This window comes from Xanthobacter agilis, from assembly GCF_021730435.1.
Taxonomy (GTDB): domain Bacteria; phylum Pseudomonadota; class Alphaproteobacteria; order Rhizobiales; family Xanthobacteraceae; genus Xanthobacter; species Xanthobacter agilis.
The window spans coordinates 1-12,064 of the sequence record NZ_JABWGX010000011.1; the positions used below are offsets into that span (position 1 = coordinate 1).

A 12,064-nucleotide genomic window follows, 5' to 3' on the forward strand; every position below is an offset into this window, starting at 1 on the left:
ACCATGGCGCGGGCGGCGGCGCCTAACGTCGCTCCAGGGTCACGTAGGAGAAGGCCGCATCGTCGCGGTCCCCGCGCAGCGGCCCCTCGCGAGAGATCTCCCGCCAGGGGGCGCGATCAAACGTCGGGAAATGGACGTCCCCCTCGGGGCGCATGTCCACCTCGGTGAGGTGCAGCACCCGCGCCAGGGGCAAGGTCTCGGCGAACACCCGCGCGCCGCCGATCACCATGATCTCGCCCGCCCCCATTGTGCGCGCGGCCGACTCCGCCGCAGCGATCGCGGCCACCAGATCGGGCACTTTCACCACACCCTCCGGCACCGTGAATGAGGGATCCGCGCTCAACACCACAGACACCCGCCCCGGCAGCGGCTTGCCGATGGATTCAAAGGTGCGCCGCCCCATGATGAGCGGCTTGCCCCAGGTGAGCGCGCGGAACCGCTTCAGGTCCGAGGACAGGTGCCAAGGCAAGGCGCCGGCCCGTCCGATGACTCCATTCGCGGCCACCGCCACGATGACCGCGAGCGGGATCGACAGAGGATCGTACAAGGTGTCAGTCATGGGAGGACGGTCCCAGGCGCGCGAGAGCGGCCTCAGCCGCGGCAATGCCGGACAGATGCGCTCCATGAGCTGTGGAAAACGCCGGCCCGCCAACGGCCTCGCCGGCGAAGAAGATACGCGCGTCGAGCCCCTCGGCCAAGAGGTGACGCAGGTCGCCGGCCCCCGGTAGCGCGCAGGAATAGGCCCCGCCGATGAACGGCTGCGCCGACCACCGGCTCACACGCGCCCGCCGCACATGACGCTTCAAATCGGGACCAAAGGCCCTTCCCAGGGCCGAAGCCGCAAAATCCACCATCGCGCCTTCGCCGGCGCGCACCAGTGCCCCGGCATCCGGACCGGCGATGTGCACCACCGCCGCCGGTACGCCGGCGGGGTTGAGGATGGCCGACACGGCCAGGGCCTCCGCCCGGCTCTCGTCGAATGCATCGAGGCCGGTGCGAGGCGCGACCCCGAACACATCCTTGTCGAACAGCAGCGCCACCTTCTCCGCCACACCAAGCGGCAGGGCGGCGAAGGCCTCGCCCAGATGCGGCGGCAGCGCCGGCGAGAAACTGAGCCGCCCCTTGGCCACCACCGCCGTGGAGACGGCAACGATGACGATCCGGCAGTGCAACGTTCCCTCCCCGCTTTCGATCACGATGCGCGGGCCGCTGTGGTCGATGCGGGTGACGGGACAGTTGAGGGTCACCGGAACATGACGGGCATGGGCGAGCACAAGATCGCCATAGCCGTCCAGCACCGGCCAATTGTCCTCGGTGTCGCGATAAAGGCTGAAATCCAGGGTGGAAATCCGGTCCGGCGGCGCCGCCGACATCAGGCTCAGCCAATGGCGCGCCAGCGGCTCCCAACGGCCGAGATCGGGCAGCACCTCGCTGGCCGCCACGTCGTGTCCCGCCCGACCGTGGGCAGTGACGGCTTCAAACGCAGCCTCCACCGCGTCCTCGGCGTCCCGCGCCTCGTCCGGCGTCGCGAACCGCGCGCCGAGGTGCACCCGACTCCCCCGCCGGCCGCCACGGGAATCGTCGAACGCAAAGCCCAGCGCCCGCGCGATGGGGACAAAGGGATTGGCGCGCGCATCGTGCAGCCAGTGACAGCCCAGATCGAAGGGCACGCCGAGGGTCTCGCGGTCGGTGGCCGCCCGGCCGCCCCTCACGGAGGCCGCTTCAAGCACGCGGAAATCAGCCCCCGCCTCCATCAGGCGGACGCCGGCCGCCAGGCCCGCAGCCCCCGCCCCGATGACGACCACATCCGGCGTGCAAGTCATGAGAACGCCCCCGCGACGGACACCGGCAGCGACTGTTCCATAGGTTGTTCTGCCTGGATCGGATGTTTCGACAGGGCCCGGTCCGGAGCCGAACCGGGAAGAACGCGCGGCCGCCGAGGCTCTGCGCGCGCGCAAGCCCGTCGTGCGGGAAGCCGATCGCAGGCGTGGCGAAGGGCCCCTCCCGAACGACGGTCGATGCTCTGTCTTTGGGCCCCTGTGGCCTCGAACAGCTCCGGCCCGCTCGCGGACGAGGGCTCCGGGCATGCACGGCACCTCCGATCCGAGGCCATAGCCCAGCGTGCCCAGAAGATGGGACCCAGGAGGACCGCCCTGTGATCGGCCGGGATCAGGATCGACGTCCCTCATTCGGGCTGCGGGAAAGTGGGGCATGGCCACGGTGGAAGCGGGTGCCCGTGCGTCGCCGCAGCTTTGTCGTCGGCGCACCGCGGCGACGCGTCCGCGCTTCGCCGCGGGGCGCCCTATTTCTTGTTTCGGAAAACGTCGAGCTGCACCACCTGCGCGCTGCCGGCGGGAGGCGCGGCGGCGGCCTCGTCCGCCGCCGCGTCAAGCGGCGCGGCGCCCGCGTTGGCGCTGGACAGCGCCGGCTCCGACGCGGCCCCGCGCGAGGGCTGCTTGAGAACGGTGGGCGCGCCTACGGGCTTGATGCCGCTGGGACGGGCCAGCGCCTCGTCCAGGCTCTCGCCGTCCGCGTCGTCGTCGCTCTCCGGCACCGCCAGCTCGAACTGGAGGCCGAACTTCACCGACGGGTCGAAGAAGCCCTTCAGGGCGGAAAAGGGGATGAGCAGCTTCTCGGGAATTCCGCCAAACGACAACCCCACCTCGAAGGCGGCCTCGTTGACCGACAGGTCCCAGAACTGATGCTGCAAAACGATGGTCATCTCTTCGGGATACTTTTCCCGCATGCGCTGGGACAGCCGCACGCCCGGGGCGCGCGTGTCGAAAGAGATGTAGAAATGATGGTCGCCCGGCAGGCCGTCCTTGGCCACGTCCAACAGCACGCGCCGTACAACCGAGCGCAGCGCTTCCTGGGCGAGAAGATCGTAGCGGATGTGATCGACCGACATGAGCCCGCTTGAGCCTTGTTCCCCAGCCGGACCCAACCCTCCACCGCCACCTCCCCGAAAGGCGCTGCGTCACATGCGGGAGCGTCATGCGCGGGAGCGGTGATGCAACCTTCCCGCCGATCCGGCTGCGCCGGAGGGAAGTGGAGGCTTCTGTTGCCAGGTGCCTCCGAACCCCGCCTATCCAGTGCTACCCGGTAGGACTTTAATTTGGTCTTTCAAACCGCTCACGCGGCCTGAGCAACCGTAGCATAGTTGTCATTCGCAACTATAAGTTTAGCCCGATAACGGCGGAACCATGCCGAGCGAAAGAAAGCCCTTTACACCCTCGTCGATCCTATTTCGCCCCCGCCGGAGCCCGCGTCCCCACATCTTCAAGGAGCAGGCAACGGGCTTTGGTGGAGGCGCCGGGTACCGCCCCCGGGTCCGAATGGCTTATTCCGACTACCATTTATCGCCATAGCCGGTTTGCACCGGCACAGGGAATATAAGCGTCCCCTCAGCCCCTGGAAAGGGGCCGCGGGCCACAAAGTCGGGCAAAGCCGCGGGATGCTACCATCGCGACCTCCGGTTCAGTCCTCCGAGAGAGGGTGGAGATCCCGCACCATGCCTTTCAGGCGCTCGTCCAGCACATGGGTGTAGATCTGCGTTGTGGAAACATCCGCATGGCCGAGCAGGGTTTGCACCACGCGCAGGTCGGCGCCGTGGGCCAAAAGGTGGCTGGCGAAGGCATGGCGCAGCACATGGGGGGACAGCTTGGCGGGATCGAGGCCCGCCGCCAGCGCCAGTTCCTTCAGGTCCCGCGCCGCCTGCTGGCGTGTCACATGGCCGCTCTCTCCGGACGAGGGAAACAGCCACCGCGCGGCCTCCAGGCCCGCCGCCTTGCGGGCGTCCAGCCAAGCGGCCATCGCCGCCTTCGCCGGCGTCGAAAGGGGGACGAGACGCTCCTTGCGGCCCTTGCCCATCACCATGATGGCGTCGGACCGCGACCGCGCGGCGGTGGCGGGCAGGCTCACCAGCTCCGAGACGCGCAAGCCGCTCGCGTAGAGCAGCTCGACGATGCACGCCACTCGCAGCCGCCGCAGAACCTCCGCCCGCGCGGCGCGGGCGCCCTCGCCGTCGTCTGAAGCGGGCGCCTCGGCGGCGCGGGCGTGCGCGGTCTCGATCAGGCGGCTGACCTCCGCCACCGTGAGCACCTTGGGCAGGGGGCGGCCCCGCTTCGGCCCTTCGAGCACCGCCGCCGGATCGTCGGCCCGGTGACCCTCGGCGAACAGGAAGCGGTAGAATTGCCGGATGGCCGACAGGCGCCGCGCGATGGTGGTGCCCTTGAAGCCGCGCTTGTCGAGATCGGCCAGATAGGCGCGGATGGCATCGGTGCCGGCATCGGCCGGCGCGCCCGCGCCGAGGAAGGCGGCAAAGTCGTCGAGGTCACGCCGGTACGCATCCAGCGTATGCCGGCTCGCCCCGCGCTCCACCGCCTGCATGTCCAGGAACAGGGCGAGGGGGCCGGATGCGCTCATTTGCCGATCCGGTCCGGCGGCACCGTGAAGGTGATCTCGCGTTCCTTGGGCTCGACCCAGTTCGCAAGCGCCCACAGGGCGCCATAGCCAAGCCCCACCAGGATGCCCAACACCACGATCAGACGAATGAGAGTCGGCACTGTCGCTCCTCCCGCCCCGGCGAATCGCCGCAGCTCCGCGCCTGTGGGGAAGAGGTGACACGCTCGGCCGTCGTGTTCAACCGCATTGCCGACCCCTTCGGCCAATGCTAGAGCCCCGTGCTGTCGGATGGAAAGGGGATAAGCCCCACCTGTCGCAACGGCCTTGCCCCCCTTGAGGGAGACGACGGCACGGCTGGAGCCCAAGGACATTTCGGGTGCAGACACAGAAGATCGTGCAGCCAGCAGAGGACACCCGGACCATGACCACGGTGCGCCCGCACGGCCAGCTCCCCGCCGAAGACATTCTGGCACGGCTCGGCACGCGCGCGGTGGTGCTCGTGGGCATGCCCGGCGCGGGCAAATCCTCGGTCGGCCGCCGGCTCGCCAAGCGTCTCGGCCTGCCGTTCGTCGATGCCGACGAGGAGATCGAGCGCGCCGCCTGCATGAGCATTCCCGAGATTTTCGCGCGCCGCGGCGAGGCGGAGTTCCGCGAGGGCGAAAAGCGCGTGGTCGCGCGCCTGCTGCAATCGGGCCCCATGGTGCTTGCCACCGGCGGCGGCGCCTTCATGAGCGCGGAGACCCGCGCCATCGTCGCCCAATACGGCATCTCCATCTGGCTGCGGGCCGATCTCCACACCCTGCTCCGCCGCGTGAAGAAACGCACCGACCGCCCGCTGCTGGCCCAAGGCGATCCCGCCGCCAAGCTGGCCGCGCTGCTGCGCCATCGCAGCCCCACCTACGCCGGCGCCGATGTGGTGGTTGATTCCCGTGATGTCGCCCATGACGTGGTGGTGGACGAGGTGGTCGCGGCCCTCGGCCGGCACCTGACATCTCCAGATCGAGGACCTTCAACGATGCCCGTTTCGCCTGCCCCGTCCGTTCCCCCCGGCGCCCAGCGCAGTGCCGTGCGCGTGGACCTGGCGGGCCGGCCCTACGACATCCTCATCGGCCCCGGCCTCCTGACCGAGACCGGCACCCACGTCACCGCCCTGCGCAAGGGCGCGCGGGTGGCCATCGTCACCGACCGGAACGTCGCGGCAGCCGGCCACATGGCCACCGTCGAAGCGTCCCTGGACGCCGCCGGCATCGCGCACACCGCGATCGTGGTGGAGCCGGGCGAGAAGACCAAATGCTGGGCCGGCCTCCAACAGGTGGTGGAAGGCCTGATCGCGGCCCGCATCGAGCGGCGCGATCTGGTGCTGGCCCTGGGCGGCGGCGTGGTCGGCGACCTCGCCGGCTTCTCCGCCTCCGTGCTGCGCCGGGGCGTGGACGTGGTGCAGGCGCCCACGACCTTGCTCTCCCAGGTGGATTCCTCGGTCGGCGGCAAGACCGGCATCAACTCGCCCCAGGGCAAGAATCTGGTGGGCACCTTCCACCAGCCGGTGCTGGTGCTGGCCGACACCGGCGCCCTCGACACCCTCCCCGCCCGTGAGGTCACGGCCGGCTATGCGGAGGTGGTGAAATACGGGCTGATCGGCGACCACGCCTTGTTCGAGTGGCTGGAGAAGGATTTCGCCGGCGTGCTCAACGGTGGCCCCGCGCGCATCGAGGCGGTGGCGGCAAGCTGCCTCGCCAAGGCGGCCATCGTCGCCCGCGACGAGAAGGAGACCGGCGATCGGGCCCTGCTCAATCTCGGGCACACCTTCGGCCACGCCCTGGAGGCCGGAGCGGGCTTTTCCGATCGTCTGCTCCACGGCGAGGGCGTCGCCATCGGCATGGCGCTGGCGTTCGCCTTCTCCGCGCGGCTCGGCCTGTGCTCCGGCCAGGAGGTGACGCGGGTGGTGCACCACCTCCAGGCCGCCGGCCTGCCCACAAAGATTTCCGACGTACCCGGCGAGCTGCCGGACACCGATGGGCTGATGACCCTCATCTCCCAGGACAAGAAGGTCAGCCGCGGCGCGCTCACCTTCATCCTGGTCAAGGGCATCGGCCAAGCCTTCGTCGCCAGGGACGTGGACCCGGCCGAAGTGCGCGCGTTCCTGGCCGAGGTGCGCTGAACACCGGCGCGCTCAGCCCTCCGCATCCAGAATCCACGCCGCCTCGCGCCGCACCGTGGCGATGTGGGTGAACAGGGCCATGTGCGTCGCGCCTTTGAGCGCCAGCAGCCGCGCCGTGGGCATCTGGTCCGCCAGCGACAGCCCTTGCGCGAGCGGCACGATGCCATCGGCCGTGCCATGCACCGCCAGCACGGGGGCCGCGATCCCGGTGCCGCAGCACGGCGGCAAATTGGCAAATTCCGCCACATCGTTGAGGGTGCCGGGCATGCGATCGCCCATGGCGAGGCATGAACTGAGCAGGAGCGCGGTCAAGAGCGGCCCCGCCTGCGGATCGGCCAGCACCTGCGCCCGCTGCCGGTCATCGGGCACGAAGCCACGCGCGGCGGTATCGGGCCAGTGCCGCACCAGCCATGCCGGCACATGATTGAGGCCCGGCAACCTCGCGAACACGCCCGCCCGCTCAAGGCCGGCCAGCGCCGCCGGCTGCGTCTCCAGCCGGCCGGTGCAGGCGCTGACGAGAACGAGGCCGCGGCATCGTTCCGGATAAAGGCGCGCGAACGCCAGGGCCGAAGGGCCGCCGCCCGAGAATGCCGCCACCTGCACCGTCTTGAGCCCCAGGACATCCAGCAGCGCGGCATAGGCGTGGGCCTGCGCCTCGGCAGTGCGGCCGGTGGCGAGCGGCGTGCCCGGATAACCGGGACGCGCCACCGCGATGATCCGCCGCTCCTGCCACAGGGGCAGCAACGCCCGCGCCAGCAACCATGACTGGTCGAGCCCGCCCATGATCCCATGAAGCGCCAGCAGCGGCGGCCCCTCGCCGCCGATGGCGCAGGACAGCCCGCCGCGGGGGGTCTCGATGAACCGTGGCTTTGGGATCGAGGCCAGCAGTTCGTCCGCCTTCGCCACAGGATGCATCCGCTTTCTCCCCCGCCGCGCCCGCGACGCGTCCCTTCAGGACTCTGCACCAAGTCCGCGATTCGGAGAAACGCGCCCCAGCGGCAGGCATGGCCCCTTCTTTAGCGCAAGGACGACCGTTTCGTGCGACACCGTTGCCGGCGGCGGCGGACGACGCAAGGCCAGACGGCGGATTACCGCCCGCGCCTCGGCCGGCGGCGGCTGCTCGATGCGACGGTAGGCCCGTCCGTCGGCCGTGCGCCACACCATGCCGCGGTCGGCCATCTCCCGCCGCAGCAGGGCATGGTCCGTGAACAGGTGACGCGCGTTGAGACGGGTGTTGATCTCGCGCTCGGTGAAGGTTTCACCCGCCGGCAAGGTGGACCACAGCGCCCACAGGCACAAGGCGCGCCAGCTCTCCTTGCCGGGCCAGCGGGTGAGGCGGCCCTGCGGATCGAACAGGCGCGCCACCCGCTCCACGCGCTTGTCGTCGACCGGCGCGGCGGCGGGTGCGGGTGCCGCCGCGGGCGTGGCCTCCGCGCCTTCGGCCCGCGCGCGGAAGTGCTGGACCACGCGGAAGTGCTGGAAATTGCGGTGCCCGCTGGCGCGCGCCAGCATGTTGAGCATTTCGAGATGGCTCGGCAGGTGATCGCAGGCGGCGAGCTGGCCGCGCAGCGCGCGGGCCAGGGCGGAAATGTCGTCCGCCGCGAAGGCAAAGACCGGTCTGGACATGACTTATCCTCGACGATGCGCCGTTTCCGAATGCGGATGTCGATGGTCACCGGCTTGCGACGCGGCGCGGGATAAGCTGTCGGTCGAAGGCGAAAGCTGCAGGTTTAGCTCCCCTCGCGGGGCGGTGACGCCTGGGTGAACTGCGGACCCTGTCTCCGCTTAGCCCACCCACGCGCAAAGCTCAAGCGCGGCGCGGGCGGGATGTCCGGCCATGGCTCAAAAGTTCTTCTCCGGCCAACGGCACAGATCGGCGATGAGGCAGCGCCCGCATTCGGGCGCTCGGGCTTTGCAGATGTAGCGCCCGTGCAGGATCAGCCAATGGTGGGCGTGCAGCTTGAAGCGATCGGGAATGCGCGCCTCAAGGCCCTCCTCCACCGCGAGCGGGGTCGCGCCGGGGGCAAGGCCGGTGCGGTTGGCGACCCGGAACAGATGGGTGTCCACGGCGATGGTGGGCACGCCGAAGGCGATGTTCAACACCACATTGGCGGTCTTGCGGCCGACCCCCGGCAGCGCCTCCAGCGCCTCGCGGTCGCGCGGCACCTCCCCATGGTGGCGCTCCAGCAGCAGGCGGGAGAGCTCCACCACGTTCTTCGCCTTGTTCTTATAGAGGCCGAGGGTGCGGATATAATGCGCCACCTGCTCCTCCCCCAGCGCCACCATGGCGGCCGGGGTGGAAGCGGCGGCGAACAGGCCCTTGGTGGCCTTGTTCACCCCCACGTCGGTGGCCTGGGCGGAGAGCACCACCGCCACCAGCAGGGTGTAGGGATCGGTATGGTCCAGCTCGCCCTTGGGTTCGGGATTCTGCGCCTCAAAGCGGGAGAAGGCCTCGACGATCTCCTCGTCGCTCCAGGCTGCGACGGTCTTGCCATGGACGGCGGCCGCCGCATTGGCCACCGCCTTGTTGCGGCGGGGCGGCGGAACCGGGGCGGCGGGAACCGGGCGCGCGGCCCCCTTGGCGCCGCCTTTGACCGGTGGCTGCGCGGCGCTTTTGGCCTTGGTGGCACTCTTGGACTTAATCGTGCTCTTGGCCTTAGCGGCACTCTTGGCGCCGCGCGGCGGCGAAATAAGGTCCGCGAGCGGGTCGATGGCCTGCGGATCAAAGACCTCCGGCTCCAGGGGCCCGACATCACGGGACCCGACATCACGGGGCTCGACATCCAGGCCCTTGGGGGCGGCGGCGCGGGGCGGGCGCGGGGCTTGCGGTTTTCGCGGCATTTTTCCCCTATACTGCCGCTTCATGAGCAATGCCACCGCTCCCGCGCCGAACCGACCGGACACGGACGACCCCCTCGTCTATGCGGTGACGCTCGCGCCCCACCGCTCCCTGTCGCCCACCGGCTTCCGGGTGGTGATGGGCGCCATGGCGCTGGTGAGTTTCGGCGCCGGCACGCTGTTCCTGACGCTGGGGGCGTGGCCGGTGTTCGGCTTCTTCGGGCTCGATGTGCTGCTGCTCTATCTGGCGTTCCGCGCCAGCTATGCCGGGGCGCGGGCCCGCGAGCACATCACCATCACCACCACCCTGATCGAGGTGCGCCACGCGCCCGCCCGCGGCCCCACCCGCACCGAGCGCCTCAACCCCTTCTGGACCCGCCTGTTCCGCCGCGACGACGAAGACTTCGGCACCCAGGAGGTCGCCCTGGTGAGCGGGGCGCGGCACATCGCGGTGGGCAGCTTCTTGGGACCGGAGGAGAAAGGACGGCTGGCGGAGGAACTGGGGGCGGCGATTGGGGTGGTGAGGAGAGGGCATAGCCGGGGGTAAACTGACCTGCCGCTCAAGATAGGGCACATACCACCGATATTCGAATTAAAGTTTGGACACATCAGGCCCTGCGGATCGCAAACGCGGCGCGATCTTGCGCATCTTTGCGAACTCCGTTCCAAACGAGACACCAATACCAAGGGCTTCACAGAACTCCCGTCCAGAAAGGTTCACAAGCTCATCTGCATGCTTAATGATCTGGATATGCAGTTCCTCCATGCATCCATTGCGCGGCGCCGCCGCCAGAGCCTTGAACAGCCAAACGCCGTCGCCCCACCCATTATTAGCCCCGCAATCGGAAGACATTCTTCATCATATACTTGGAATGTGGAGATAAGTACTTTGATTTTAGAGCTTTATATCACAACTCTCAACACCCCGCCCCCGCCTTCCCGCAAAACGCCCCATGCAGGGCTTCAACCACCTGGATCACCTCCGGGCGGGCGATGCGGTAGAAGACGCTGGTGCCTTCGCGGCGCGCGAAGACAAGGCCGTCCGCCCGCAGGCGCATGAGTTGCTGCGACATGGGCACCTGGTCGATGCCCAACTCCTCGCGCAATTGCGCCACCGATTTTTCCGCGCCGCCCAGCGCGCACAGCACCAGAAGGCGCTGGGGATGCGACAGGGACCGCATCAGTTCCGCCGCCTTTTCGGAGGCCGGGATCATATCAACTACATTCATGATCTTGAATTTATAACTTTTGAATGTTATCTGCAACCCGACGGACGCGGGGCAAACAGGCTGCCCCGCGCGCAATCGGGAGATAGGATAATGTCGGTGGATCGTGCCGTCATGATGTTTGCCGGGTTCATGGTGCTTTTATCCCTGGCCCTCGGCGTGTTCGTTTCGCCCTACTGGCTGTGGCTCACCGCTTTCGTGGGCGTCAATCTCATGCAGGCCGCGGTCACCGGCTTCTGCCCGGCGGCCCTGATTTTCAAGAAGCTCGGCCTCAAGGTCGGCTGCGCCTTCTCCTGAGCACAGGGGCGGCGCCGGCCGCCCGGAATGGAACATGATGTCTGCTGCCACTCTCCGCGCCCTCCCCGCGCCGTTCCGCGCGCCGTTGCTCGCCCTGGCGCTCTGCGGCGTCACGCTTGCCGGCCCCCTCACCCCCGCCGGGGCCCAGCCCGTGCCACCCGCGCCGCAGGTGACCGCCGGCCCGACGGAAAGAGCCCCGTTCCCGGTTCGCCGCCAGGATATCCCGGAGATGAAGGGCGTGTTCGGCGAGGTGGAAAGCCGCACCGTGGTGCCCGCCCGCGCCCGCATCGGCGGCACCGTGCACGAGGTGAAGGTCACCGAGGGCAGCGAGGTCAGGAAGGGCGACGAGATCGCCTTGGTGGTGGACGACAAGCTCGCCCTCACCCTCAACGCGGCCGACGCCAAGATCAAGGAGCTGAATTCCCAGCTCGAGAACGCCCGCACCGAGCTCGACCGCGCCCAGCAGTTGCTCGCCAAGGGCTTCGCCAGTCAGAGTCGGGTGGACACCGCCAAGACGCAGTTCGACGTCGCCGCCAACCAGGTGGCCGCCGCCGAGGCCGACCGCGCCGTGGTGGTGCAGCGCGAGCGCGAGGGCACCGTGCTCGCCCCCGCCGACGGGCGCGTGCTCACCGTGCCGGTCACGCCCGGCTCGGTGGTGCTGGCCGGAGACGAGATCGCCCGCATCGCCTCCGGGCAATATTACCTTCGCCTTTCCCTGCCCGAACGCCATGCGGCGGACATCCGCGAAGGCGGGCTGGTGCGCATCGGCGCGCGGGGTATCTCCCCGGACAAGGCCGGCGGCCTCGCCACCGCGCGGGACGGGCGCATCGTAAAGGTCTATCCCGAGATCACCGGCGGCCGGGTCATGGCCGACGTGGACGTGGCCGGGCTCGGCGATTATTTCGTCAATGAGCGCACCTTGGTGTGGATCGAGATCAGCCGCCGCGCGGTGCTGGCGGTGCCGCCGGAGGCGGTGACCACCCGCCATGGCGTGGACTATGTGCGCCTGATAACCCCTCAAGGGCCGCTGGATGTGGCGGTGGTGCTCGGCGAGCGCTTCGCCGATGGCGGCAAGGCGCGGGTGGAGGTCCTTACCGGCCTTGCCGACGGCGACAAGGTGGTGATGCCGTGAGCCCGACCC

Annotated in this window: 14 protein-coding genes and 1 other RNA gene; 4 read left to right on the forward strand and 11 right to left on the reverse strand. The window is 69.1% G+C overall.

Features of this window, described 5'->3' with window-relative positions; all coding sequences use genetic code 11:
* Positions 1 to 22: 22 nt before the first annotated feature.
* The 6 genes from HUW53_RS09685 to HUW53_RS09710 all read right to left on the reverse strand — a co-directional run bounded on the left by HUW53_RS09685 (position 23) and on the right by HUW53_RS09710 (position 4,565).
* Positions 23 to 559 carry a dihydrofolate reductase gene (locus tag HUW53_RS09685; RefSeq protein ID WP_237345556.1) on the reverse strand — a complete coding sequence of 179 codons (537 nt, stop codon included), beginning with the start codon at positions 557 to 559 and terminating at the stop codon, positions 23 to 25.
* Positions 552 to 1,823, reverse strand: a complete 1,272-nt coding sequence (locus HUW53_RS09690; RefSeq protein WP_237345557.1) for a flavin monoamine oxidase family protein — start codon at positions 1,821 to 1,823, stop codon at positions 552 to 554. The genes HUW53_RS09685 and HUW53_RS09690 overlap by 8 nt, the downstream gene beginning before the upstream one ends.
* Positions 1,824 to 2,302: 479 nt before the next feature.
* Positions 2,303 to 2,908 (reverse strand): SspB family protein, encoded by a 606-nt coding sequence (locus HUW53_RS09695; protein WP_237345558.1) that lies wholly within the window; start codon positions 2,906 to 2,908, stop codon positions 2,303 to 2,305.
* A gap of 139 nt (positions 2,909 to 3,047) precedes the next feature.
* Positions 3,048 to 3,422, reverse strand: a transfer-messenger RNA (tmRNA) gene (gene ssrA / locus HUW53_RS09700).
* 55 nt (positions 3,423 to 3,477) lie between these two features.
* On the reverse strand, positions 3,478 to 4,425 hold the full coding sequence (locus HUW53_RS09705; RefSeq protein WP_237345559.1) for a site-specific tyrosine recombinase XerD: 948 nt from the start codon (positions 4,423 to 4,425) through the stop codon (positions 3,478 to 3,480).
* Complete coding sequence (locus HUW53_RS09710; protein WP_237345560.1) at positions 4,422 to 4,565, reverse strand: hypothetical protein; 144 nt, start codon at positions 4,563 to 4,565, stop codon at positions 4,422 to 4,424. The genes HUW53_RS09705 and HUW53_RS09710 overlap by 4 nt, the downstream gene beginning before the upstream one ends.
* 260 nt (positions 4,566 to 4,825) lie before the next feature.
* Between HUW53_RS09710 and aroB the strand changes: the two genes are divergently transcribed.
* Positions 4,826 to 6,562, forward strand: coding sequence for a 3-dehydroquinate synthase (aroB, locus tag HUW53_RS09715; RefSeq protein WP_237345657.1), 1,737 nt, complete (start codon positions 4,826 to 4,828; stop codon positions 6,560 to 6,562).
* A gap of 12 nt (positions 6,563 to 6,574) precedes the next feature.
* On the opposite strand, the gene HUW53_RS09720 is transcribed toward aroB, so the two are convergent.
* From HUW53_RS09720 to nth, 3 genes are all read right to left on the reverse strand, one after another.
* Positions 6,575 to 7,477, reverse strand: coding sequence for an alpha/beta fold hydrolase (locus HUW53_RS09720; RefSeq protein ID WP_237345561.1), 903 nt, complete (start codon positions 7,475 to 7,477; stop codon positions 6,575 to 6,577).
* A gap of 36 nt (positions 7,478 to 7,513) precedes the next feature.
* A complete protein-coding gene (locus tag HUW53_RS09725; protein ID WP_307500080.1) occupies positions 7,514 to 8,188 on the reverse strand; it encodes a DUF2087 domain-containing protein in 675 nt (224 codons plus the stop codon).
* A gap of 216 nt (positions 8,189 to 8,404) precedes the next feature.
* A complete protein-coding gene (gene nth, locus HUW53_RS09730) occupies positions 8,405 to 9,205 on the reverse strand; it encodes an endonuclease III (protein ID WP_419836125.1) in 801 nt (266 codons plus the stop codon).
* A gap of 220 nt (positions 9,206 to 9,425) precedes the next feature.
* On the opposite strand from nth, the gene HUW53_RS09735 reads away from it, so the two are divergent.
* Positions 9,426 to 9,947 (forward strand): DUF2244 domain-containing protein, encoded by a 522-nt coding sequence (locus HUW53_RS09735; RefSeq protein WP_237345562.1) that lies wholly within the window; start codon positions 9,426 to 9,428, stop codon positions 9,945 to 9,947.
* 45 nt (positions 9,948 to 9,992) lie between these two features.
* On the opposite strand, the gene HUW53_RS09740 is transcribed toward HUW53_RS09735, so the two are convergent.
* Together HUW53_RS09740 and HUW53_RS09745 are read right to left on the reverse strand one after the other, a co-directional pair.
* The gene (locus HUW53_RS09740) at positions 9,993 to 10,253 is read right to left on the reverse strand and encodes an HTH-like domain-containing protein (RefSeq protein ID WP_237345563.1); all 261 of its coding nucleotides are present in this window, start codon (positions 10,251 to 10,253) and stop codon (positions 9,993 to 9,995) included.
* Positions 10,254 to 10,317: 64 nt separating this feature from the next.
* Positions 10,318 to 10,629, reverse strand: coding sequence for an ArsR/SmtB family transcription factor (locus HUW53_RS09745; protein WP_237345564.1), 312 nt, complete (start codon positions 10,627 to 10,629; stop codon positions 10,318 to 10,320).
* A 90-nt stretch (positions 10,630 to 10,719) separates the two neighbouring features.
* Between HUW53_RS09745 and HUW53_RS09750 the strand changes: the two genes are divergently transcribed.
* Positions 10,720 to 10,923, forward strand: coding sequence for a YgaP family membrane protein (locus HUW53_RS09750; protein ID WP_237345565.1), 204 nt, complete (start codon positions 10,720 to 10,722; stop codon positions 10,921 to 10,923).
* 34 nt (positions 10,924 to 10,957) lie between these two features.
* Entirely contained in the window at positions 10,958 to 12,055 is a 1,098-nt protein-coding gene (locus tag HUW53_RS09755) for an efflux RND transporter periplasmic adaptor subunit (RefSeq protein WP_237345566.1), read from the forward strand.
* The last annotated feature ends 9 nt before the right edge of the window (positions 12,056 to 12,064 follow it).

Excerpts from the sequence above, each read along its gene's own strand:
- HUW53_RS09685 (WP_237345556.1), bottom strand. The coding sequence starts at position 559 with ATGACTGACACCTTGTACGATCCTCTGTCGATCCCGCTCGCGGTCATC.
- HUW53_RS09690 (WP_237345557.1), bottom strand. The coding sequence starts at position 1,823 with ATGACTTGCACGCCGGATGTGGTCGTCATCGGGGCGGGGGCTGCGGGC.
- HUW53_RS09695 (WP_237345558.1), bottom strand. The coding sequence starts at position 2,908 with ATGTCGGTCGATCACATCCGCTACGATCTTCTCGCCCAGGAAGCGCTG.
- HUW53_RS09705 (WP_237345559.1), bottom strand. The coding sequence starts at position 4,425 with ATGAGCGCATCCGGCCCCCTCGCCCTGTTCCTGGACATGCAGGCGGTG.
- aroB (WP_237345657.1), top strand. The coding sequence starts at position 4,826 with ATGACCACGGTGCGCCCGCACGGCCAGCTCCCCGCCGAAGACATTCTG.
- HUW53_RS09720 (WP_237345561.1), bottom strand. The coding sequence starts at position 7,477 with ATGCATCCTGTGGCGAAGGCGGACGAACTGCTGGCCTCGATCCCAAAG.
- HUW53_RS09725 (WP_307500080.1), bottom strand. The coding sequence starts at position 8,188 with ATGTCCAGACCGGTCTTTGCCTTCGCGGCGGACGACATTTCCGCCCTG.
- HUW53_RS09735 (WP_237345562.1), top strand. The coding sequence starts at position 9,426 with ATGAGCAATGCCACCGCTCCCGCGCCGAACCGACCGGACACGGACGAC.
- HUW53_RS09740 (WP_237345563.1), bottom strand. The coding sequence starts at position 10,253 with ATGTCTTCCGATTGCGGGGCTAATAATGGGTGGGGCGACGGCGTTTGG.
- HUW53_RS09745 (WP_237345564.1), bottom strand. The coding sequence starts at position 10,629 with ATGAATGTAGTTGATATGATCCCGGCCTCCGAAAAGGCGGCGGAACTG.
- HUW53_RS09750 (WP_237345565.1), top strand. The coding sequence starts at position 10,720 with ATGTCGGTGGATCGTGCCGTCATGATGTTTGCCGGGTTCATGGTGCTT.
- HUW53_RS09755 (WP_237345566.1), top strand. The coding sequence starts at position 10,958 with ATGATGTCTGCTGCCACTCTCCGCGCCCTCCCCGCGCCGTTCCGCGCG.